Source organism: Pseudomonas sp. Fl4BN1 (assembly GCF_009908285.1).
GTDB lineage: Bacteria > Pseudomonadota > Gammaproteobacteria > Pseudomonadales > Pseudomonadaceae > Aquipseudomonas.
In genome coordinates, this window is record NZ_JAAARM010000017.1 from 19,403 (window position 1) to 39,284 (window position 19,882).

At 62.6% G+C, this 19,882-nt stretch carries 21 protein-coding genes; 8 read left to right on the forward strand and 13 right to left on the reverse strand.

The window, feature by feature from the left end:
* The first annotated feature begins 147 nt into the window (after positions 1-147).
* Positions 148-1,713 (forward strand): L,D-transpeptidase family protein, encoded by a 1,566-nt coding sequence (locus GV818_RS19345; RefSeq protein WP_161777250.1) that lies wholly within the window; start codon positions 148-150, stop codon positions 1,711-1,713.
* A gap of 62 nt (positions 1,714-1,775) precedes the next feature.
* Here GV818_RS19345 and GV818_RS19350 read toward each other — a convergent pair whose 3' ends face one another.
* Positions 1,776-3,659: an amidohydrolase gene (locus GV818_RS19350; protein WP_161777251.1), complete on the reverse strand. Its 1,884-nt coding sequence runs from the start codon at positions 3,657-3,659 to the stop codon at positions 1,776-1,778.
* Positions 3,660-3,777: 118 nt separating this feature from the next.
* On the opposite strand from GV818_RS19350, the gene GV818_RS19355 reads away from it, so the two are divergent.
* Together GV818_RS19355 and GV818_RS19360 are read left to right on the forward strand one after the other, a co-directional pair.
* Positions 3,778-4,149, forward strand: a complete 372-nt coding sequence (locus GV818_RS19355) for a hypothetical protein (RefSeq protein ID WP_161777252.1) — start codon at positions 3,778-3,780, stop codon at positions 4,147-4,149.
* Between the two features lie 3 nt (positions 4,150-4,152).
* Positions 4,153-4,332: a DUF1289 domain-containing protein gene (locus tag GV818_RS19360; RefSeq protein WP_161759091.1), complete on the forward strand. Its 180-nt coding sequence runs from the start codon at positions 4,153-4,155 to the stop codon at positions 4,330-4,332.
* A 29-nt stretch (positions 4,333-4,361) separates the two neighbouring features.
* Here GV818_RS19360 and GV818_RS19365 read toward each other — a convergent pair whose 3' ends face one another.
* A complete protein-coding gene (locus GV818_RS19365) occupies positions 4,362-4,847 on the reverse strand; it encodes a hypothetical protein (protein ID WP_161777253.1) in 486 nt (161 codons plus the stop codon).
* Positions 4,848-4,860: 13 nt separating this feature from the next.
* The gene (locus tag GV818_RS19370) at positions 4,861-5,502 is read right to left on the reverse strand and encodes a LysE family translocator (RefSeq protein ID WP_161759093.1); all 642 of its coding nucleotides are present in this window, start codon (positions 5,500-5,502) and stop codon (positions 4,861-4,863) included.
* A 256-nt stretch (positions 5,503-5,758) separates the two neighbouring features.
* Here GV818_RS19370 and GV818_RS19375 point away from each other — a divergent pair, with 256 nt between their 5' ends.
* Positions 5,759-6,433: an ATPase gene (locus GV818_RS19375; protein WP_161759094.1), complete on the forward strand. Its 675-nt coding sequence runs from the start codon at positions 5,759-5,761 to the stop codon at positions 6,431-6,433.
* 252 nt (positions 6,434-6,685) lie between these two features.
* Here GV818_RS19375 and GV818_RS19380 read toward each other — a convergent pair whose 3' ends face one another.
* The 3 genes from GV818_RS19380 to GV818_RS19390 form a co-directional block, all read right to left on the reverse strand.
* Complete coding sequence (locus GV818_RS19380; RefSeq protein WP_161777254.1) at positions 6,686-7,537, reverse strand: CAP domain-containing protein; 852 nt, start codon at positions 7,535-7,537, stop codon at positions 6,686-6,688.
* A gap of 93 nt (positions 7,538-7,630) precedes the next feature.
* Positions 7,631-8,326, reverse strand: coding sequence for a DUF1963 domain-containing protein (locus GV818_RS19385; protein WP_161759096.1), 696 nt, complete (start codon positions 8,324-8,326; stop codon positions 7,631-7,633).
* Positions 8,327-8,407: 81 nt separating this feature from the next.
* Entirely contained in the window at positions 8,408-9,367 is a 960-nt protein-coding gene (locus tag GV818_RS19390; protein ID WP_161759097.1) for a GlxA family transcriptional regulator, read from the reverse strand.
* Positions 9,368-9,465: 98 nt separating this feature from the next.
* Between GV818_RS19390 and GV818_RS19395 the strand changes: the two genes are divergently transcribed.
* On the forward strand, positions 9,466-9,921 hold the full coding sequence (locus GV818_RS19395; RefSeq protein WP_178125003.1) for a tautomerase family protein: 456 nt from the start codon (positions 9,466-9,468) through the stop codon (positions 9,919-9,921).
* 21 nt (positions 9,922-9,942) lie between these two features.
* Here GV818_RS19395 and GV818_RS19400 read toward each other — a convergent pair whose 3' ends face one another.
* The 3 genes from GV818_RS19400 to GV818_RS19410 are packed head-to-tail and all read right to left on the reverse strand — an operon-like array spanning position 9,943 to position 11,886.
* Positions 9,943-10,437: a PaaI family thioesterase gene (locus GV818_RS19400; protein WP_161777256.1), complete on the reverse strand. Its 495-nt coding sequence runs from the start codon at positions 10,435-10,437 to the stop codon at positions 9,943-9,945.
* A 52-nt stretch (positions 10,438-10,489) separates the two neighbouring features.
* Positions 10,490-11,128 carry a hypothetical protein gene (locus GV818_RS19405; RefSeq protein ID WP_161777257.1) on the reverse strand — a complete coding sequence of 213 codons (639 nt, stop codon included), beginning with the start codon at positions 11,126-11,128 and terminating at the stop codon, positions 10,490-10,492.
* Positions 11,125-11,886, reverse strand: coding sequence for a hypothetical protein (locus GV818_RS19410; RefSeq protein ID WP_161777258.1), 762 nt, complete (start codon positions 11,884-11,886; stop codon positions 11,125-11,127). Before GV818_RS19410 ends, GV818_RS19405 begins: the two co-directional genes overlap by 4 nt.
* Positions 11,887-12,659: 773 nt before the next feature.
* Here GV818_RS19410 and mqo point away from each other — a divergent pair.
* The 3 genes from mqo to GV818_RS19425 all read left to right on the forward strand — a co-directional run bounded on the left by mqo (position 12,660) and on the right by GV818_RS19425 (position 16,139).
* Complete coding sequence (gene mqo / locus GV818_RS19415; protein ID WP_161759100.1) at positions 12,660-14,300, forward strand: malate dehydrogenase (quinone); 1,641 nt, start codon at positions 12,660-12,662, stop codon at positions 14,298-14,300.
* Between the two features lie 265 nt (positions 14,301-14,565).
* Complete coding sequence (locus GV818_RS19420; RefSeq protein WP_161777259.1) at positions 14,566-15,288, forward strand: GNAT family N-acetyltransferase; 723 nt, start codon at positions 14,566-14,568, stop codon at positions 15,286-15,288.
* 68 nt (positions 15,289-15,356) lie between these two features.
* Positions 15,357-16,139 carry a DeoR/GlpR family DNA-binding transcription regulator gene (locus GV818_RS19425; RefSeq protein WP_161777260.1) on the forward strand — a complete coding sequence of 261 codons (783 nt, stop codon included), beginning with the start codon at positions 15,357-15,359 and terminating at the stop codon, positions 16,137-16,139.
* A gap of 10 nt (positions 16,140-16,149) precedes the next feature.
* On the opposite strand, the gene GV818_RS19430 is transcribed toward GV818_RS19425, so the two are convergent.
* From GV818_RS19430 to lhgO, 4 genes are all read right to left on the reverse strand, one after another.
* Positions 16,150-16,317 (reverse strand): hypothetical protein, encoded by a 168-nt coding sequence (locus GV818_RS19430; RefSeq protein ID WP_161777261.1) that lies wholly within the window; start codon positions 16,315-16,317, stop codon positions 16,150-16,152.
* A 3-nt stretch (positions 16,318-16,320) separates the two neighbouring features.
* Entirely contained in the window at positions 16,321-17,118 is a 798-nt protein-coding gene (locus tag GV818_RS19435; RefSeq protein WP_161777262.1) for a nucleotidyltransferase domain-containing protein, read from the reverse strand.
* An 86-nt stretch (positions 17,119-17,204) separates the two neighbouring features.
* On the reverse strand, positions 17,205-18,533 hold the full coding sequence (locus GV818_RS19440; RefSeq protein WP_161777263.1) for an MFS transporter: 1,329 nt from the start codon (positions 18,531-18,533) through the stop codon (positions 17,205-17,207).
* Between the two features lie 155 nt (positions 18,534-18,688).
* Positions 18,689-19,882 (reverse strand): L-2-hydroxyglutarate oxidase, encoded by a 1,194-nt coding sequence (gene lhgO / locus GV818_RS19445; RefSeq protein ID WP_161759106.1) that lies wholly within the window; start codon positions 19,880-19,882, stop codon positions 18,689-18,691.

Consider the following 19,882-nt stretch of genomic DNA (forward strand, 5'->3'; position numbering starts at 1 on the left):
AGCGTCCCCATGGTCAAATTTGCTCCTGACGTCCTGTCGTTCCCCCGGCAGCCTGGTCTATATGTTTAATACCCAGGCCTGATTATCTTCCGTATCTGCCGTAACGATTGGCCCTCAAGCTGACGGCCACGGATTGGAGTAAAGCAGTTGTTCAAAAAACCCGCATGTTACTTGAGCCTGTGCTTGCTCGCAGCGCCATTGGTCGCGCTGGCCGCGGACTTGCCAGCGGTGGCGGCGAGCCCGATGCAGTTGGCGTTGACCCAACTGGCGGCGACTTGTCCGGCGTTGGCGCCGCGCCTGGACTCACCCACGCAACAGTTGTTGCAGGGCTTCTACCAGCGCCATGGCGAGCAGCCGGTATGGTCCGTCGAGGGGCGGCTGGCCGCCCTGCAGGCGCAGTTGACGCAAATGCTCGATGACGGGCTGGAGCCGGGGCAGTACCGCCTGCCGGTGGCGGCAAGCGATGGTCTGTGCAGCGATATCGATATCACCCACCAGTACCTGCGAGCCCTGCAGGACCTGCACTATGGGCGTCTGTCGCAGACCCGTTTCGAGCCTGTGTGGCGAGCCCAGCCGCTGCCAGATGATCGTCAGGTCACGCTGCTGGCGATTGCCGTGCCGGGTATTGAAAACCTCGCCGCAGCTTTCGAGCAGGCGCGCCCGCACCTCGAGCAGTACCGCAACCTGCGCCAGGCCTATGCCAAACAGCGCCAGCAACCCTTGCCCCATTGGCAGGCTGTGGCCAGCGGACAGCTGCTGCGCCCGGAGATGCAGGACAAGCGCGTTCCGGAACTGGCCCAGCGCCTGTACCTCGGCGGCTACTTGCAGAACACCTCGGCCAACCCGGATAACGCCTACCACGACGACCTGGTGAGTGCGGTGAAGAGCTTCCAGCTCAGCCATTCGCTGCAAGCCGATGGCGTGGTCGGTGCGGGCACCTTGAAGGAGCTGAACATCACCCCGGCCCAGCGTCGCGAGCAATTGCGCATCAACCTCGAACGCCTGCGCTGGCTGGCCCAGGATTTTGAGCCGAACCTGGTACTGGTCAACGTGGCCGCGGCGCAGTTGACCTTCTATCAACATGATGCGGTGGTCTGGCAGACCCGTACCCAGGTCGGACGCGCAGAACGCCAGACGCCGCTGTTGAAATCCCAGGTCACGCGGCTGACCCTGAACCCGACCTGGACCGTGCCGCCGACCATCTTGAAAGAGGACAAGCTGCCGGAAATTCGCCGTGACCAAAACTTCCTCAGTCGCCAGAACCTGCAGGTGCTGGACGCCAACGGCCAGCCCCTGGCCCCCGAGGACATCGACTGGGACCGCCCCGGCAACATTCTCCTGCGCCAGGGCGCCGGCCCGCGCAACCCGCTGGGTCGGATTGCCATCCGTTTTCCCAATCCGTTCTCCGTGTACCTGCACGACACGCCGAGCCAGGCGCTATTCAGCAAAGGGCCGCGGGCCTTCAGTTCCGGCTGCGTGCGGGTCGAACAGGCGTTGCAACTGCGCGACTGGCTGCTGAGCCCGGCGGAGCGCCTGCGAACCAATGAGTTGCTGTCCACTGGCCTGACCCACGAGTTCCGCCTGGTCAAGCCGGTGCCGATCCTGCTCAGCTACTGGACGGTGCAGGCCGACAACCATGGGCAGCTGCTGTATGCCCCGGATATCTATGGGCATGACGAGGTGTTGTCGACGGCACTGGGCAGCAAGATCTGAACGGCCGAGGATGAAAAAGGCGACGCTTAGCGTCGCCTTTTTTGGTCCCGGTCATTCCTGCGTCAAGGCTGCGCGGGCGCCAGCTTGTCGTAGATCACATCCAGTGCCGGCCCCAGGTCACCGTCGCCCTGAGCCACCGCCTGGATGCCCGGGGGCGTCGGCAAGGACGGATCGCCATGCATGCCGAACGACGGCGGCAGCTGTGCCACCTTGGCCGGACGCTCGTAGATCACCTGGCCTTCCTTGACGGTCTTGAGCACCTGGATATCGTTCAGGGTCGCGGGCGCCACGGTCAGCGGGTTGGCCGACAGCACCACGAAGTCCGCCAGCTTGCCCGGGGTGATCGAGCCTTTGCGGTCTTCCTCGAAGTGCTGGTAGGCCGACCACAAAGTCATGGCTTTCAGTGCTTGCAGTGGTGTCACACGCTGCTCCGGCCCCAGTACGTAACCGCTGCGAGTGGTGCGGTTGACCGTGGCCGCCAGCACGCGCATCGAGTCTGGCAGGGCCACTGGTGCATCGTGGTGGGTGGTGAATTTCAGGCCTTCCTTGAGCACCCACTGGGTGGGAGAAATGTTCTCCGCGCGCTGTGGGCCCAGCACCGATTCCCGGTGCCAGTCGCCCCAGTAATAGGTGTGCATGGGGAACAGCGAGGGGAAGATTTTCAGTTGCTTGAGCTGGGCCACCTGATCCTTGCGCAGGGTCTGGCCGTGGATCATCACCGGGCGCACGTCGACCCCGGGGTAGGCTTTTTCCGCCGCTTTCATGGACGTCAGCAACTGGTCGATCGCCCGGTCGCCGTTGGTGTGGGTGAGGATCTGCCAGCGGTTGGCCAGGGCTTCCTTGTAGATGGCCAGCACGTCCTCATCCTTGACCACGCCGTAGCCGGCATAGCTGGCGTCCTGGCCCTGGGGCGGCTTGAAGTAGGGCTGGCTGAGCCAGGCGGTCTTGCCTTGCGGGGAGCCGTCAAGGGTCAGCTTGACCCCACCGATGCGCAAGTGCTGGTTATAGACCACGGGTTGATTGGTCGGGTGATACCAGGGCGCGACCAGCAACTCCTTGGTGCCCTTGGTGAGAATATCGGGGTAGGAAACAATGTCCGCCAGGAGTTTGCCGTCGCCGGCGGCCTTGATGGCGGTCCGTACCTGATCCGGCGAGGAGCGACCATCCTGCAGGGTGGTGTAGCCGTAACTGATGTACAGCTTCTGCCCGGCGCTGAGCATGTCCACTGCCTGGTCTGCGGTCAGCTTGGGGAAGATCTTCACCAGGGCAGTGAAGAACGCATTTTCCTCCAGTACCCCGTTGGGTTCCTGGCTGCCCTCGATCCGGCGGATCACCCCGCCCTCCGGGTTGGGGGTCGACGCGTTGATGCCTGCCAGCTCCAGGGCCTTGCCGTTGAGTACCCCCAGGTGCGAAGACTGGTGGACGATGGCGATGGGCACGTCCTGGCTCACGGCATCGAGGTCGAACTTGGTCGGGTGGCGCTGTTCCTGGAGCTGGGAATCGTCATAGCCAAAGCCGAACAGCACGCCGAACTGTGCGGGGATAGGCGACTGCTGTTCAAAGTTGCGCAGGGTCTCCTGGAGCTTGGGAATACTGTTGTTGGCACCGTCCGGCGGTGGCAGCAGGTTGGCGCTGGCGGCCTGGAAACCGACCATCGACACGTGGCCATGGGGGTCGATGAAACCTGGCAGCAGGGTGGAGCCCTTGAGGTCGAGCATGCGCGTGGCCGGGCCCTGGTTCTTGAGCACCTGCTGCTTGTCGCCGACGGCGAGGATCTTGCCATCCTTCACCGCCACCGCCTGAGCGTCGGGTTGGCGCTCATCGATGGTGATGATCGGACCGTTGAACCAGATGGCGTCGGCCACCGGTACGGAGTTGGCCGCCAGGGCACTGCCACCGGCAATCTGCATCGCTGTCAGGAGCAGTGCGAGCGTGGGTCGCCTCATGACCTTTCTTCCTTGAACAGATTGGAGGAGCAAGCCTAGACGCAAACCTGCAGAGCAAGCGAGGCCTTTGCGGTATCTTAGGCGGCTTTTTCGTCCGCCATCACCCAAGGGGCCGTCCATGCAACTGAACAAACGCCAGCAGGCGGCCATGGAGCGCCTGCTAGCCGAGACCCTGACCGAAGCCTGCGAAACCGCCAAGGCCGAAATTGTCGGTTTTTCCTGGTTGAGCCATGCCGTTGACTACGCGGCTTTTCCTGCCAGCCTGGCGGTGGTCTGGGTCTTCGTCAGCCAGGCCGACAAGAACCGGGCCCTGGCGGCCGGTGAGGGCGCGCGAATGATCGAACTGACTGCCCAGGCCCTGGGCGAGGCTGATATCCAGCTTGATCCACTGGCGGCCCATGTGTTCTTCGACAGCGAAGAGCAGTGCCGCAGAATCAATGGCGGCGACTGGGCCCAGCGTCTGGCGCGCCTGCGCCCGGGGCGGGGTTGATCTATGGCCAAGGAAATCGACAATCCCTGTATCGCCCTGTGCCAGCTCAGTGGTGAGCTGTGCGTGAGTTGTGGGCGCACCAAGGACGATATCCGCAAATGGAAACGCATGAAGCGCCCGGAGAAGATGGCCGCGGTGCAGCGCGCCAGCGCACGGCTCAAGAGCTTGCAGAAGAAGGGCTGAGGTCGCGTTGCCGACTTGTCGCCGGCGGTTCAGGCGTCGTTCTGAAACTGCCCGGCACCCAGGCGTCGCACACTGAGCCAGAAGTCATCCCTGGGCTCGAACTGCGCCAGTTCAAGGGAATGCTCCAGACCCAGGTGGTCCTGGACCATCACGACCTGGTGCCAGTCGAAGTCAGGGTTTTGCGAAATGCTGTAGGACGGATGCGCACTGTCGATCTCGAAATGAATCGAATAGACCTCCAGCGGCGGGCACTGCAAGACCCGCTGCTGGTACAGCTGCCACAACTTGCGGATGCCCGGCTCACACTGCTGCTCGGCGAAAGCCAGAGCCTGGGGGATGTCATCCCAGGTGGCCTGCACCTGTTTCTGTGCGGTCGCCAGCCTGGGTTGTGGCGCTTCGTTGCAGGGGTGCTGGACGTAGATCAGGCGGCTGCCGAACTGCAGTTCGCATTGCATCACTCCGGCACGGGTTTGCCAGTGCCCCAGTAGCGACTCGTTCAGCAGATCGATGTGCATAGCGCGTGCTTGCCTAAGCCGTTTGCCGGCGCATCGCCAGGATGGTGCTGCCGAAGAAGATGAAGGTGGAGCCCACCACACGATTGACCCACTTGGACAGTGCCGGGCGGGTCAGCACGCCTTTGGCCCGGGAAGCGAGCAGGGCGTAGACGCTGAGGGAGATCAGCGACAGAGCCATGAAGATCAGGGTCAGGATAAAGAACTGTGGCAACAGCGCCGCGTGCTGGTCGATGAACTGGGGAAACAGCGCGGTGAAGAAGATCGTCGCCTTGGGATTGGTGGCTGCGGTCAGGAACGCCGACTTGAACAGCTTGAGGCGCGGCGGGTTGCTGACCTGGCCGTTGTTCAGGCTGGCATCACTGAGCAGTTGGCTCTTGCTGAACAACTGCTTGGCCCCGAGGTAGAACAGGTAGCCGGCACCGGCAATTTTCACCGCGTTGAAGATCCATTCGGAACTGGCGATCAACGCCCCCAGGCCGAGCATCGCCGCAGCGGACATGCAGAACAGGCCGCTGATATTGCCCAGGGACGACCACAAGGTGGACTTGGCGCCGTAGGCCACGCTGTTATGCAGCGCCATCAAGGTCGCCGGGCCAGGGCTGGCGATGGCGATCGCGGCTACCAGGGTGTAGGTCAGTATCGAGTGAGCATCCATGTTTCGGACTCGTTGGGAGAAAGAGGGGGGATGATTCTATAGCGGCCGTGACGCGCTGTAAGCCAAAAAATGATCGCTTCTGGTCTGCCGCTTGCCGTTTGCAACAGTCGCTGCACCGGTGGCGCGCAGGCGTACTCAGATCCATTGTCAACCATTGTTGCAATCGATAGTTATCATCAAAAAGTGCAGGTTCCGTTTTTCTGATAAAGGAGGAAGATGGCACTTACACCGTACCTGCTGCAGAAGGATGCACCCGATGAGAATCTCGACGTTACTGACCTTTGTCGTTGTCTTGATCGCGGGAGCCGGTGCCTCTGCAATGGTGTCCGCCGCGGATGATGCGTCCTGCCACTTCCTGCCCATGGCCGACAGCACTGTCGATTTGCAGCACGCACAATCGGTGGGAGTGCTGTACAGCGAAAACACCGTCAATACCCTCGAGTACCTGGAGCGTTACCACTCCGTGGCGCTCAACGGCGCCAAGCATGCCGGCCTCGATCCACGCATCAGCCAGGCCTTCATCAGCAGTTCCGATCCGAAACTGGCAATCAACTGGCTGATGGCTTCGTTGCAGCAACATTTCACTTCGGTGACCGTCTACGACAGCCTCGACGCGGTGGTCCAGGCCCATCCCGATGTGGTGGTGATGCTCGATACCTATAACCAGTTGGTGACCAAGAGCAACAGCAAGGTCGAGGCGCGCTTCATTGCCAAGTTCTACGACGCCAACCTGCAATATATCGGTCAGGCCGAAGGTCTCCAGGCCAAGGAATTGCCTTCGGTCTGGGTCCGTGGCAAGGCCGCGCCGGAGATCGCCGCACAGATCAACCAGCAGACCGAGCTGCAGGTCGACGCCCTGAAACAGTTCGACGTATCGCTCAAGGCCCTGGTGACCCAGGGGCAGGCGGGGCAGGTTGCGACCAATAAATGACCCAGGTACCGCTTGCGCAAAAAAGCCCCGAATGTTCGGGGCTTTTTTGTCCTGGCGCAATTTGCTGAAGCGCTGTTGCGGGCCCTAGGTGGAGGCCAGTACCTCTAGGTGCCAGCCCAGGAGAAAGGGTTTGGCCTGCAGGTCTTGCTTGGCATAGCCGTACACATATTCACCCGGGCCACGGCGCAGTTGGGCGGTTCATGGAAAGAGGAGGCGAGACAAGGCCCGGGCCTGAGTCTTCAATACACGGGTTCATGGCGCGCCGAACATCGCCGTCCAGTAGATGCCCGCGTCGCTTTTCGGGTCCACCGCATAGGCTGCGCCCAGTTCGCTATAGGTCGGGTTCATCAGGTTGGCGCAATGCCCGGGGCTGGCCAGCCAGCCGTCCACCACCTTGCGCACGGTGTCCTGGCCGGCGGCGATGTTCTCACCCACTTGCTGGCCGGCATAACCTGCAAGCTCGGCGCGGTCAGCCGGAGTGCGGCCGTCATGGTCCTTGTGATCGAAGTAGTTCTGGTTGGCCATGGCCCGGCTGTGCTCTTGCGCGGCGCTGCCCAGGGTGGCGTTCCAGGTCAGTGGCGCAGTGGCGGTAAAGCTTTGGCCGCCGCATTGCCGCGGCTGGCTGCGGGCACTGTTGATCTGCACCAGCAGTTGCTGGCCTTCGGCTTGCCAATCCCCCAGGCGTGCGGACAGCAGTGGGCGGGCGAGGACGATGCGCCACTGGTTGGCCTGACGATTGATGCCGATATCGACGAACTGCGGGTCCAGCACCACTTGGCAGAAACTCTCGCGTATCGCCTGCATGGCGGCCTGGGCATCCCGGGGGCCGGAGAGGCTGATGGCTTGCACATTGACCATCGGGTAGGCGGCCCGCACCAGGGCTTGCTGCAGGTCACCGACGTTGTCCACCGGCAGCACCAGGCGTGGCTCGCTGTTCAGTGGCGGCAGTTCCGGCGAGGCCTGGTTGGCGCAGCGTTGTGGCTGGCTGCGATAGGCGTTGATCGACTCGATCAGCTGCGACTGATCATCCGCCGCCGCGCTGGCCGAACCCGACAGGCCCAGTGACAACGCAACAGCAGGCAATAGCAATAAGCGCAAGCGCATGAAGCTCTCCCAGAAATTGACTGCGCCATGATGCACCCAGCGCCAGGGCTTTTCATCCGCTGCGGGATGAAATTGACGTTAAGCGCGCACGCTTCAATAAAAGTCGAAATACAGTGCCCACTCGCCGCTGGCCGGGTGCTTCCAGAACATCAGGCTGCCGCTATGAACCACATTCAGGTTGATCTTGGCGTCGGAAGAAATCTGCATGACGAATTCGAAGCCTTCCCCCGGATCGATCCCCGACTGGCAGAAGGACGGGTAGCCCCCCAGCTTGTGTTCGTAGCAGTGCTCCACCAGGTCGTAGTAGCACTCGATGGTGCCGGCGCGTTCCAGCTCGACGATTGCCTGTTCCAGGTCCTCGGGCACGCCACCGCGATCCCATAACGGGTAGTCCGCGGCCACGATTTCGGCCTTCAAGGGGAAGGGCTTGAGGAACGCGCCCGGGGCTGTCAGCTCCTTGCGCACCAGCACCTCGTCGTTGCGGTATTCGCGGATCAGCCAGCGCTCGCCCATGGGTTCCAGTGGGTTGGGGAAGGGGTTGGCGACGAACACTGTGAGGATGCGCACCCCATGCAGCAGCGGGCTGTGAAACGGCAGGCTGGGCAGATGGAACTGGGCGAAGGGCAGCAGGGTTTCACCGGCGGCGTTGCGTGGCAGCTCCTCATCTTCGCGAAACAGAAAAACCCGGCCCAGCCAGCTTTCTTCATCGCTGTGGCTGGGGCGAAAGCCGCCGGCGTTGAACTTTACCGCAGGTTTGGCCAGGCGTTGCTGGAGCTCCTGAATATCCATGGTCAGGGACGATTTCCTATGTGGGGAAAGACAAAGCGGGCAATGTAGCAAAAGTCGCAGGCATCTGCGGTTCGTCAGGAGTCAACGCAATTGGCGCGGGGTGGCATTGAGCATTTTGCGCATCAGCCGGCGCAGCGCGGTGGCGTCCTGGTAACCCACCTGTTCGGCTATGTTTTCCACCGAGTACTTGCTGTTTTGCAGCAGGCCCCGGGCTCGGTTCAGTTGCACGCTGTGGATCAAGCGCAGGCTGCTGTGGCCGGTGGCCTTGCGCACCTGGCGGGCCAAGGTGCGTTCGGACATGCCGAACTGGGCTGCCAGTTCGCCGACACTGGGCAGCCTGGGCAGGCAGGTTTCGATATGGGCGATGATGCGGCCGATCAGGACGTTGCCCTGGGCCATCATCGCCGGCACCGCATAAGGTGCTTGCAGTTGCCGCCGATCGATCAGCAGCACCTGTCCGACCGCATCCGCCAGGGCTGGCGAGAAGCGGCTGCGCAGCAGGTGCAGCAACAGGTCGGACTGGCCCAGGGCGGCACCCGCGGTGGTCAGGGGGGTATCGACGATCAGCATCTGATCCGGATCCACGTGGCTGTCGCGGGCGCGCTCTTGCAGCAGTGGCGCCAACCACCAGGAAGTGGTGACCCGGCGTCCTCGGATCAAGTCGGCGGCGTGCAGCAGGAACACCGCCGAACAGGAGGCCGCGACTTCTCCTCCTTCTTGCACATGTCTGCGCAAAACACTGAGCAGTGGCGCTATATCCGCTTGCTGCAGGCGCTGCTCGATGGCCTCGGGAACATCGATGCCCAGCCCAGGCAGGATCCAGCAGGAGCGGTCGGCGGCGCCGTCGCCCAGGGCCTCGACCTCCAGCAGCAGACCTTGGCCCAGGGATACCTGGCCCCCCTGCAGGGCGCATACCCGCCACCGCGGAGCGCCCAGCCCCAGGCGTGGTGCCAGCAGGGCAGCGGTGGAGAGTATGTCCAGGGTCAGGGCGACGCTGGAGGCAAAGGCGCCGGGAAGCAGCAGGACAGTGAAATCGTTCATTGGCTGATTATGCCTGAAAGATGTCAAATCGGTCGCTGTTGGCCGGGATCGGCAACAGGCTCAATAGCGGTTCATTTTCTGCTTGAGTGGTGAGATCCATGCCCAACATCCTGATCAAGGTTCCCCAAGGTATCTTCGATGCCCGACAGCGTGAGCAGGTGATGCACGAGGTAACCGAGGTCGCGCTGGCAGTCGAACAGATAGGCGCCGACCCACGCCAGCGCGCATTGTGCTGGGTGTTGCTGGAGGAGTTGGCACCGGGTTACTGGACCTGCGGTGGCGTCGATGCCAGCGCTCGGCTTACGCCATGCATGGTCCAGGTCAAGGTGCCGGTCGGGGTGCTCGATGCTGCCCGGCGTCGGGACTATGTCCAAGCCCTGCACCAGGCTCTGGATCGTTGCCGTGCAGGGACGGACTCACGGCCGTTGATGACCTCGATCCTGCTGGAGGAGGTGCCCGATGGCACATGGGGAGCCAACGGCGCCCTCTGGCACTTGGCAGACTTTACCCGGGCCGCGGGTTATGGACATCTGTCCCAGGCAGATGCCCTGTAGAGCGCGGCGCAGGTTCCAGGTTCAGGCGTCGCGGCCGTGAGCCGCGGCGGCCAACTGCCCGGTATCGACTCGGACAAACACCGAATCACCGACAGCGGTCAGCACCTCGCCGGCATACACCTCGCAGATCACCCGGCTCTTGCGCCCCACTTCGCCCTCGACCTTGGCCCGCAGGGTCAGGGGTACGCCCATGGGCGTCGGCTTGATGAACTTGATCCCCAGGTTGCCGGTCACGCAGTCGATGCGCGGCAGGCTGCCTGGCTCACGCTGCTCGTTGCGGTAGTGGTAGGCCATGGCGGTCCAGTTGGAGTGGCAGTCCACCAGCATCGCGATCAGGCCGCCGTACACCAAGTCCGGCCAGCCGCAGTACTTGGCCTCCGGCAGGTGCTCGGCGATCACGTGCACGCCGTCTGCGTGCCAGTGGCTCTTGATATGCAGGCCATGGTGGTTGCTGCTGCCGCAGCCGAAACAGACGCCTTCGGGGGCGGTGGTGTCTTGCAGGGAAGTAGGGAGCATGGGGGTCCTTATTGTTCTTGGGTTCAGAGCGTGATGCTGCTCAGGGTGTCTGTCAGCGGGGCAATGCCCGGAACTGACCGGGTTCTTTCGGTACTTTTGCGTACTTGACTGCCCCGGCCTCTGACAGCAGCTTCACCGCGCTGTTCTCCAGCAGCAACGCGGCCATGGGTTTGATGATGCAGCGCTGAACATCGGCGGGGTTATTGATATCGGTCAGGCGCAGGCTGTAGCACCAGTAACCATCTTCCCAGCGGAGCAGACGCTGGTTTTCCAGGTCAGGCCCGTCACGGTCCTCGACATCCAGTGGAAACGTCATGTGGATGGTGTCGAAGTCGATGGGGGCGTTGAACCGGCCTATGTGTATCAGGGGTTCGTGGTTATCGCAGGCATCGACTCCCATACCGGTAAGGCTGATCTGCACGATCAGGTAGTCACCAATGGAGCGTTTGGGTTTGATGATCAAGGGCAATGAACTGGAAATGTCGGTGAACACCCAGCCATGGTCGTCCTCTGCATTGACCTGAAGCCACTCGCCGCCTGCCCGGTAGCGTCGGGCGACTTCCGAAGACAGCAGCAGGCGGCTAAGTTCTTCCCGGATCAGTTGAGCCAGGCGGTCGCACTCGGCGCCGAGCTTGGACACGAATATGATGTTTTCTCTAATCGCCTTGCCGATATCGGACATCGTAGTCATGGCATGGAACTCCATATGAAGGAAGAAGAGTGCTGGATGTAAGGCGGAACGGCAGGCGGTTTTAGTTCGGCGAAGCTGTTTACCGGGGTCCAGAAGAGCGTCGGTGTCTTGATGGGAGGCGGCGCATTAAGCCGGGTGAAGCCCTGGAACCGTTTGACCCCTAGTTGCTCGAGAAAGCGGCTGACCTGACTGGACCAGCGCTGCAGAAGCACTGCTCCGGGACCCTCCAGGTCGCGCAACACACCGAGAATCGACGTCCACGGCCGCAGTAGCAGCCGGCCGTTCCAGATGTCCCGTTCGCTCAAGGCATTCAAGCCAGCGCTGATTTCCGGGGCGATAAACAGGTGATAGGCATCATCACGTTCGCTGGGCAGGAGGAACTCCTGCCATTGTCGATGCAACTGATCGTCACCGCTCAAGCGTGCATTCCATTTGAACTCCACCAGCAGCAGGCGCCGCTCCCCGTCAGGCCAGTGCAGTTCGACAAACAGGTCCGGCTCGACGCCGCGACGTGGCCAGAAATGCATGTGCGCACGGCTGGCAGGGCCGGCAGGGAAGGCTAGCGCTTGGCGCTGTCCGTCTTGTTCGACCACGGCTTTCCAGAACACGCCGATGGCTTCGGCAGGTAGATAATCCAGCGGCCCCATGATCAAGGCGGTGATTTCATCTTCTTCGCAGACCCTGGCTTCACCTTCATCTCGGTGTCCGAGGTAGCGTTTGAACAGGCGGCTTTTTCCGTGACGAAAGGCGTGCAGCATTCCATTGGCTTCTTTGGATTTGATCAATCGTCATGATGGCGTTTTGATTTGGTGCTGGCTAGAACATAACGCTGCTTTTGGCCGCTTGGTACCGGTTGGCAAGCCCCTGCGACACCCTGTGCAATCGGGTTGTTGTGGTAAACCTGCCTTGCCCAGTATTTCGCTGGGGAGATGATCGGCCCTCTGTGCACGGCATAAGCCAGCGTCGTTGTGACGCATTGCCTGCGGCGAGTGTCGTAGGGATTCGCGGTTTTGCGGGCGGCCCGGCCAGTGGCTCCGGCCAAGACAGGCTGATGCCGTAATGATATTCTTGCGCTGAATCGGTTCATCGTTTGTGCAGAAATACCCTCCTTATGCTTTGCTTCAAGTGGCCTGATCGGGTCCTTTGCAAGCGTGCGGGAGTGTCTGGGCAAACCCGCCGAGTGTAATGTCAGGCAGTGTTCGTTTACCGTCTTTGGTTGAACCCGACCCCTTGTTTTCCAGCTGGCCCCGCGAATGCGGGCGCCAGCGTTGCTCGTCGATTCGATACTGGCGGGCAGGAGCAAGAGTGGGGCGAAACTGCCTGTTGGTTGCGTCCCGTGACGTGCCCTGAGCAACACTGTCACTCAAGTAGCTGAAGCTAAAAACGATAAGAAGTCAGCGCCGGAGCGATATAAAACTGAGGTCGAGCCAGTCTCGTCGGCCTTGTGTGCCCACCCTCCAGTTCTTTTGAATGCGCCAGCGCAGGATCGAGGATGGGGCGGCGGATGGCGTTCTATCGTAGGTACTAAACAATGTTTAAGAAGATGAACACGGCCCTGATCGGGCTGGCGATGTCCATAGGCCTTACGACCGCGCACGCGGCTGAGCCGAAAAAAGTGGATGTACTGCTGATTGGCGGCGGCATCATGAGTTCGACCCTGGCGGTCTGGCTCAATGAGCTGCAACCGGATTGGTCGATGGAGATGGTCGAGCGCCTGGATGGCGTCGCAGAAGAAAGCTCCAACGGCTGGAACAACGCCGGTACCGGTCACTCCGCCCTGGCCGAGTTGAACTACACCCCGGAAGGCAAGGACGGCAAGATCGAGATCGCCAAGGCCATCGAGATCAACGAAGCGTTCCAGATCTCCCGGCAGTTCTGGTCCTGGCAGGTCAAGAACGGCGTGCTGAACAACCCGCGTTCGTTCATCAACTCCACCCCGCACATGAGCTTTGTCTGGGGCGATGACAACATCAAGTTCCTCAAGGCGCGCTACGAAGCCCTGCAAGCCAGCCCGCTGTTCAGCGGCATGCAGTACTCCGAAGACGCCGAGCAGATCAAGAAGTGGGTTCCATTGATGATGGAAGGTCGTGATCCGGCGCAGAAGATTGCTGCGACCTGGAGCCCGATCGGCACCGACGTCAACTTCGGCGAGATCACCCGCCAGTTCGTCGCCCACCTGCAGGCCCAGCCGAACTTTGCCCTGAAGCTGTCCAGCGAAGTACAGGACATCGAGCGCAATAAAGACGGTTCGTGGCACGTGACCTACAAGAACCTCAAAGACGGTTCGAAAACCGAGACCGACGCCAAGTTCGTGTTCATCGGCGCTGGCGGCGGTGCCCTGCACCTGCTGCAGAAGTCGGGCATTCCTGAAGCCAACGAATACGCCGGCTTCCCGGTGGGTGGTTCGTTCCTGGTCACCGACAACGCCAGCGTTGCCGAGCAGCACCTGGCCAAGGCCTATGGCAAGGCTTCGGTAGGCGCGCCACCGATGTCCGTACCGCACCTGGACACCCGTGTGCTGGACGGCAAGCGGGTCATCCTGTTTGGCCCATTCGCCACCTTCTCCACCAAGTTCCTCAAGGAAGGTTCGTACCTGGACCTGCTGACCAGCACCACCACCCACAACATCTGGCCGATGACCAAAGTCGGCATCGAGCAGTACCCGCTGGTGGAATACCTGGCTGGCCAACTGATGCTGTCGGATGACGACCGCTTCAACGCCCTGAAGGAATACTTCCCCAACGCCAAGCAAGAAGACTGGCGCCTGTGGCAGGCCGGTCAGCGCGTGCAGATCATCAAGCGTGACGAAGAGAAGGGCGGCGTGCTGAAACTGGGCACCGAGATCGTCGCTTCCCAGGACGGCAGCATCGCCGGCCTGCTGGGCGCCTCCCCAGGTGCCTCGACGGCTGCACCGATCATGCTCAGCGTGCTGGAGAAGGTCTTCAAGGACCAGGTAGCAACCCCGGCCTGGCAGGCAAAACTGCACCAAATCGTGCCGAGCTACGGCACCCAGCTCAATGGCAGCCCTGAGCGCGTAGCCAAAGAGTGGGCGTACACCGCCGAAGTGCTGCAACTGACCACGCCTCCGGCGGTCAATGGCAACGCGCCTCAGGCTCCGGCCGCCAGCAAGGCCAAGTCAGAGAGCAATCCAGCGGCCGACATGGCGCTGTAAGCCTCGGCCCCACCCGCGTTCGTCGGGTGGGGCAGCCGCGGATGCCCTCGCGCATCCGCCCCTCGCTTGGGTAGCGGCGGCAGCTTTGCTGCGGTCGCTACTGGCTGGCCTTGCCAGCGCCTCCCTGAAGATGCATCCCCCGTTTTTCGACAGTGCCCGCGTTCAGCTCGGCGCGCTTGTCATGCGCCTGCGCCTCCCGTGACGGGTTATCATGGCGGCGCCCGCAGCCTTCGGGCACGCCTCAACCCTCGGAGTCACCGCCTCGATGTCCAGCATCACCCTGTTCCAAGCCCCGCCGCCCGAAGCCATCCAGAGCCAGATCCAGCAGATGGTGGTGGATTACATCACCGACGTCAGCGCGGTGGCCATTGCCCCGAGCAATCCGCTGTACAACCTGTACCAGTACGGCGTTGGTTTTGAGGTGCTCCTGTACCTGCAGGCCATGGACGGTTCCCGGGGGATTCCGGTGGAGCTGGTGGTCGCCAGCGACAGTCAGGACCCGGAGCAGGTGCTGGGTTTTGTGCTGTACCTGCCACTCAAGGACGACCCCCAGGCGTGCGCCGTGGCCTATATGGCGGTGCTGCAGAACCAGCGCCGGCAGGGGCTTGCCCGGCAGATGCTGGACGCGGTGCTGGCGCGTTATCCCCATGCCGAGCTGGCGTGCAGCGTGGCCAAGGTCGGCTGCTTCGAAGCGCTGGGTTTCCAGCTGCTGGGCGCGCGTGGCCCGCAAGTGCTGATGAACACCCGCGACCATGGCAGCGATGGCCTGTTGGCGGTGCTGGATGTGGCACCGATCTACGCCTCGGTGGAAGTGCGGCAAATCCATACCTACCTGCTGGCCCAGCATGGTCGCAAGGCGATGCTCGAAGCAGAGAAAAAGCGTGACCGGCACTTGGACCAGATGACCCGCCAGGCCCAGGCGTTAGTCCGTGAACGCTTGGGTGAGGCCGCGCTGTACAGCTCGCCAGCGCCCCATCTGATCGCCTAGCCAGGAGCGGTTGTTTTTGCTTGGCGGCTTGGCTAATCTCGCGAAAACACGCAAAAGCGGGCAATAACATGCAAGACCTGCACTCGGCAGCTGAGCTGCCATCCCTGCGCCGACAGAAAATCCTGCTGCTGCTGGAACGCGACGGCAAGGTCATGGCCACCGAGCTGAGCCGGCATTTCGCGGTCTCCGAAGACACCATCCGCCGCGACCTGGCGGAGCTGGACGCCGCTGGCCTGGTGCAGCGGGTCCATGGCGGCGCGCTGCCGCGGCCCAAGGACAGCGGCAAGGACTACTTCACCCGGGTCGGTGAAACCAGCGAGGCGAAAGTGCGCATGGCGCAGTTCGCCGTGCAGTGGGTGCGGGAGGGTCAGACGGTGTTGTTCGATTCCGGCTCCACCACCCTGCATATCGCCCAGTCCCTGCCGGCGGGCATCAGCCTGACCGCGGTCACCGCCTCGCCGATGATTGCCGTGGCCCTGGCCGAATACCCCAAGGTCAAGGTGATACTTGCCGGTGGCCAGCTCAACCCGGCAACCCTGTCCGCCAGCGGCCATGAAGCGCTGCGGATGATTCAGGGCATCAAGGCCGACCTGCTGTTCACCGGGGTCTGCGCGATCCACCCGGAGATCGGCATCAGCTCCCTGCATTTCGACGAGGTGCCGATCAAGCAGGCGATGTTCGACAGCGCCAGCGAGGTCATCGCCGTGACCACTGCCGACAAGCTGGGGGCCATGGAGCCCTTTGTCGTGATGCCGTGCAACCGCCTGCACCGGCTGGTGACCGAGCAGGAGGTGCCGGGTGCAGATATCGAAGGTTATCGACAGTTGGGAATCGAGGTGCTGCAGGTCTGATCCGGCGGCCTTACCAGAGCAGTGTCTGGGCCTGGTCGGCCCAGCGGCACCAGCAGAAATCGTTGTCCGGCAGCGACACCAGTTCCAGGGCGGCCTGCAGATCATGGGGCAGCGCCTCGCGGGGCTGATCGGGGTCCAAACCCTGGTGCCGCAGTTGCCGGGGACGGTGCAATTGCATGGGTCAATTCCTGGGTGACGGCGGGGTCAGTTCCTGGTTCATCCATTGCGCCATCTGCCGCAAGCGGTCGCTGAAACCGGCATCGGCGGGAGTCGTCGCTTCAGCGGTCTGGCGCAGCTCGTCGATGGGACCTGTCATTTCGGGGTTGCGCTGCAGCAACAGCCGCACATGCTCATCCAGGCTGTGGGGCCAGCTCGGCTCATGTTCTGCGCGCAGCAGGTTGCTGGCGCGAATGAGTTTGCGCGAGGCCTGCCGTTGCAGACGGAGGATTTGCGCGGGCTGCCGTTCGCGCTCGATGTCGGCGGCATAGTCGTTCAGCACCGCGAAAAAATCGCCGTTCACTGCCAGGGCAATCCTCCGGCTGGGCCTGAAGGGCGCAAAGCGCAGGCGCAGGTCTTCGCCCCACAGGCAGCGGCAATGGTGCTTGAGCCAGTAGCCCCAGCTGTCGAGATTCTGGGCTGCCAGCACCTGTTCAAGGTGGCCGATATCGAAATCGATCTTCGACACTAAAGGGTGCCGCGCTTGCAGCGTCTGGCGCAGATTTTCCAAATGCAGGAGCTGGGCGGTATCGGCGGGATCTTGCAGGACCAGGCACAGGTCGAGGTCGGAGGCCCCGAGTGTGGCCGTGCCACGGGCGACGCTGCCGTACAGGTAGAGGCTGTGCAGCGGTGGGCTGGCGGGAGCGGTGAGGGCGGCACGCAGCTCGTCGAGCAGGGCGCGGTATTCGGGCTGCAAGGGTGGTTCAGCGGGAAGGGTGATCAAGCCGTCGGCATCGACGCCGAATGGGTTGTTGGATGGCATGGGGTGGCCCGTAATACGAGTTCAGCGGCCACCTTAGCAGAGTCTCCCCAGGCCGCTGCAGCGGCCTGGGAAGGGAGCAGCCAACCTCAGTTCTTGAACGCCGAGTGCTTGCGTCCCTGGTCGCACAGGGCAAACACCACCACCAGCACCGCGGCGACGGCGAGGATGATCACCACGCCATCGGTGGAGTGGGTGGCCGAGGCGGTCACCAGGGACAGGGCGCCCAGCGGCGCCAGGCCGCCGGCGATGGCGGTGCCGATCTCGCGCCCGGTGCCGAAGCCCGAGGAGCGGGTCGCGGTGGGGAACTGGCGGCTGAGGAACGAACCCTGAGGGGCGAACATCATTGGCGCCAGGATGCCGGTGCCGACGCCGATGGCGATGTAGATCATCAAGCTTTCGCCGGTGTTGAGCAGGGCCAGGAACGGGTAGGCGAACAGCAGCGAGAACACCCCGCCGAGCACCAGCACGGTCTTGCTGCTCCACTTGTCGCAGAGCCAGCCGAAGAACGGCACGGCGACAATGGCGATCAGGCTGGCGATGGTCACTGACAGCGATGTCACATGCACGTCGACGCCCTTGTACTGGGTCAGGTACGCCAGGGAGAAGGTCTTGAAGATGTAGCTCAAGGCGTTGTAGCCGATGGCCACGAAGAACACTACGCCGAGGCCCTTGAGGTCATTCTTCAGCAGTGCCTTGAGCGGTGAGACCTGGGCTTTCGGCGCGTCTTTTTTCAGCTCATTGAACTCCGGGGTTTCCGGAATGCTGTTGCGCACCCACAGGCCGACGGCCACCAGGACGATGCTGCACACGAACGGAATGCGCCAGCCGCCGGCCAGCAGGAACTCGTTGCCGTTGATGGTCAGCAGGTAGATGGTCAGCGACGACAGCAGCAGGCCCAGGTTCAACCCCAGTGCCGGCCAGGCACCCTGGCTACCGCGCTTGCCTTCGCTGGCGTGTTCGTAGGAGGTGACTGCGGCGCCGGACAGTTCCGCGCCGGCCCCCAGGCCCTGGATGATGCGGATCACCACCAGCAGGATCGGCGCCCAGATGCCGATCGAGGCGTAGCTGGGAATCAGGCCGATCAGCGCAGTGCACACGCCCATCAGGCAGAAGGTCAGCACCAGGACCTGCTTGCGGCCGAACTTGTCCCCCAGGTAACCGAACAGGATGCCGCCGAAGGGGCGCGCGATAAAACCGATGGCGAAGGTGGAGAAGGCCATCAGGGTGGCGGTTTTCGGGTCGCTGTTATCGAAGAAGATCTTCGAGAAGACGATGGCCGCCATGGTGGCGTAGAGGTAGAAGTCGTACCACTCCAGCATCGAGCCGAAGATGGTCGCCGCCGCGACCTTGCGCAGGCGCTTCTTGGTTTGTTGTGGGGTTTCCGCTGCAGTACTGCCGGTTTCAACTGCGGTCATTCTGTACATCCTCTTGGATCATTGTATTTATTGTCGAGTTGACGCGAGCCATGTCCAGCGCGCCGAAAAAAGGCGTTGCCGGGGGTGTTGCGGCGGCACGCAGCCCTGCTGGCTGTGCTTGGGCACAGGGCAAGAGCGGCATGGCGCGGGGTGTTTCAATCCGCCTGGAAGATCCGGTCGGCAATCATCGAACCAATTGGAATGGCCGAGGTGGCGGCGGGTGAGGGCGCGTTGCAAACGTGCAACATGCGTGGGGTTTCGGCGAACAGGAAGTCGTGCACCAGGCTACCGTCGCGCATCACCGCCTGGGCGCGGATCCCCGCTTCGTAGGGCAGCAGGTCGTCGACTTCCAGGGACGGGCAGTACTTGCGGCACTGCTCCAGGTAGCCGGACTTGAACAGCGAGTTCTTCATCTCGGTGGTGCCGGAGCCGAGGTTCTGCCAGATGGTTTTCCAGAACCCGGGGAAGCTGGCGTACTGCGCCACGTCGCGCCAGTTGATCGAGAACTTCTGGTAGTTCTCGCGGCCCAGGCCCAGCACCGCGTTCGGGCCGACGGTGACGCTGCCGTCGATCATGCGGGTCAGGTGTACCCCGAGAAACGGCAGCTCGGGGTCGGGAATCGGGTAGATCAGGTGATTGACGATGTCGTTCTTCGACGCTGGCAGACGGAAGTACTCGCCACGGAAGGGGATGATCTGGTGGTCGATGCTGATCCCGGCCAGGGTCGCCAGGCGGTCCGATTGCAGGCCGGCGCAGGCCACCAGCTTCTTCGCCCGCCAGCTACCGCCGTGGGTGCTGACGGTGACGCTGTCGGCGCTTTCCTGGATCGCGGTCACGGTCTGGCTGAGGCAGATTTCGCCACCGTCGCGGCGGATCACCCGAGCCATGGTGTCGCAGACTTCGCGGTAGTCGACGATGCCGGTGGCGTCGAGGAACAGCCCGCCAAGGCCGACGATGTTCGGTTCGCGCTGGCGCAGTTGCTCGGCGTCCAGGCGCTCGACCTTCAGGCCGTTCTGTTGCGAGCGCTGGTACAGGGCCTCCATGCGTTGGATTTCCAGGGCGTTGGAGGCCACCAGGACCTTGCCGCAGACCTCGAACTTGATCCCGTGCTCACTGCAGAACTGCTTGGTGGCCTCGGCGCCGCGCTTGCACAAGTCGGCCTTGAGGCTGCCTGGCGCGTAGTAGATCCCGGCATGGATCACCCCGCTGTTGTGCCCGGTCTGGTGTTTGGCCAGCACGGTTTCCTTTTCCAGGATGACCAGCGACGCGCCGGGCTGGCGCTTGAGGATCTCCATCGCGGTGGCCAGTCCGACGATGCCGCCGCCGATGATGCAAAAGTCATAGATCAT

Bases quoted from the DNA above. Each gene is read 5' to 3' on its own strand.
- GV818_RS19350 (WP_161777251.1), bottom strand. From the start codon at position 3,659: ATGAGGCGACCCACGCTCGCACTGCTCCTGACAGCGATGCAGATTGCC.
- GV818_RS19355 (WP_161777252.1), top strand. From the start codon at position 3,778: ATGCAACTGAACAAACGCCAGCAGGCGGCCATGGAGCGCCTGCTAGCC.
- GV818_RS19360 (WP_161759091.1), top strand. From the start codon at position 4,153: ATGGCCAAGGAAATCGACAATCCCTGTATCGCCCTGTGCCAGCTCAGT.
- GV818_RS19365 (WP_161777253.1), bottom strand. From the start codon at position 4,847: ATGCACATCGATCTGCTGAACGAGTCGCTACTGGGGCACTGGCAAACC.
- GV818_RS19370 (WP_161759093.1), bottom strand. From the start codon at position 5,502: ATGGATGCTCACTCGATACTGACCTACACCCTGGTAGCCGCGATCGCC.
- GV818_RS19375 (WP_161759094.1), top strand. From the start codon at position 5,759: ATGAGAATCTCGACGTTACTGACCTTTGTCGTTGTCTTGATCGCGGGA.
- GV818_RS19380 (WP_161777254.1), bottom strand. From the start codon at position 7,537: ATGCGCTTGCGCTTATTGCTATTGCCTGCTGTTGCGTTGTCACTGGGC.
- GV818_RS19385 (WP_161759096.1), bottom strand. From the start codon at position 8,326: ATGGATATTCAGGAGCTCCAGCAACGCCTGGCCAAACCTGCGGTAAAG.
- GV818_RS19390 (WP_161759097.1), bottom strand. From the start codon at position 9,367: ATGAACGATTTCACTGTCCTGCTGCTTCCCGGCGCCTTTGCCTCCAGC.
- GV818_RS19395 (WP_178125003.1), top strand. From the start codon at position 9,466: ATGCCCAACATCCTGATCAAGGTTCCCCAAGGTATCTTCGATGCCCGA.
- GV818_RS19400 (WP_161777256.1), bottom strand. From the start codon at position 10,437: ATGCTCCCTACTTCCCTGCAAGACACCACCGCCCCCGAAGGCGTCTGT.
- GV818_RS19405 (WP_161777257.1), bottom strand. From the start codon at position 11,128: ATGACTACGATGTCCGATATCGGCAAGGCGATTAGAGAAAACATCATA.
- GV818_RS19410 (WP_161777258.1), bottom strand. From the start codon at position 11,886: ATGCTGCACGCCTTTCGTCACGGAAAAAGCCGCCTGTTCAAACGCTAC.
- mqo (WP_161759100.1), top strand. From the start codon at position 12,660: ATGTTTAAGAAGATGAACACGGCCCTGATCGGGCTGGCGATGTCCATA.
- GV818_RS19420 (WP_161777259.1), top strand. From the start codon at position 14,566: ATGTCCAGCATCACCCTGTTCCAAGCCCCGCCGCCCGAAGCCATCCAG.
- GV818_RS19425 (WP_161777260.1), top strand. From the start codon at position 15,357: ATGCAAGACCTGCACTCGGCAGCTGAGCTGCCATCCCTGCGCCGACAG.
- GV818_RS19430 (WP_161777261.1), bottom strand. From the start codon at position 16,317: ATGCAATTGCACCGTCCCCGGCAACTGCGGCACCAGGGTTTGGACCCC.
- GV818_RS19435 (WP_161777262.1), bottom strand. From the start codon at position 17,118: ATGCCATCCAACAACCCATTCGGCGTCGATGCCGACGGCTTGATCACC.
- GV818_RS19440 (WP_161777263.1), bottom strand. From the start codon at position 18,533: ATGACCGCAGTTGAAACCGGCAGTACTGCAGCGGAAACCCCACAACAA.
- lhgO (WP_161759106.1), bottom strand. From the start codon at position 19,882: ATGATCTATGACTTTTGCATCATCGGCGGCGGCATCGTCGGACTGGCC.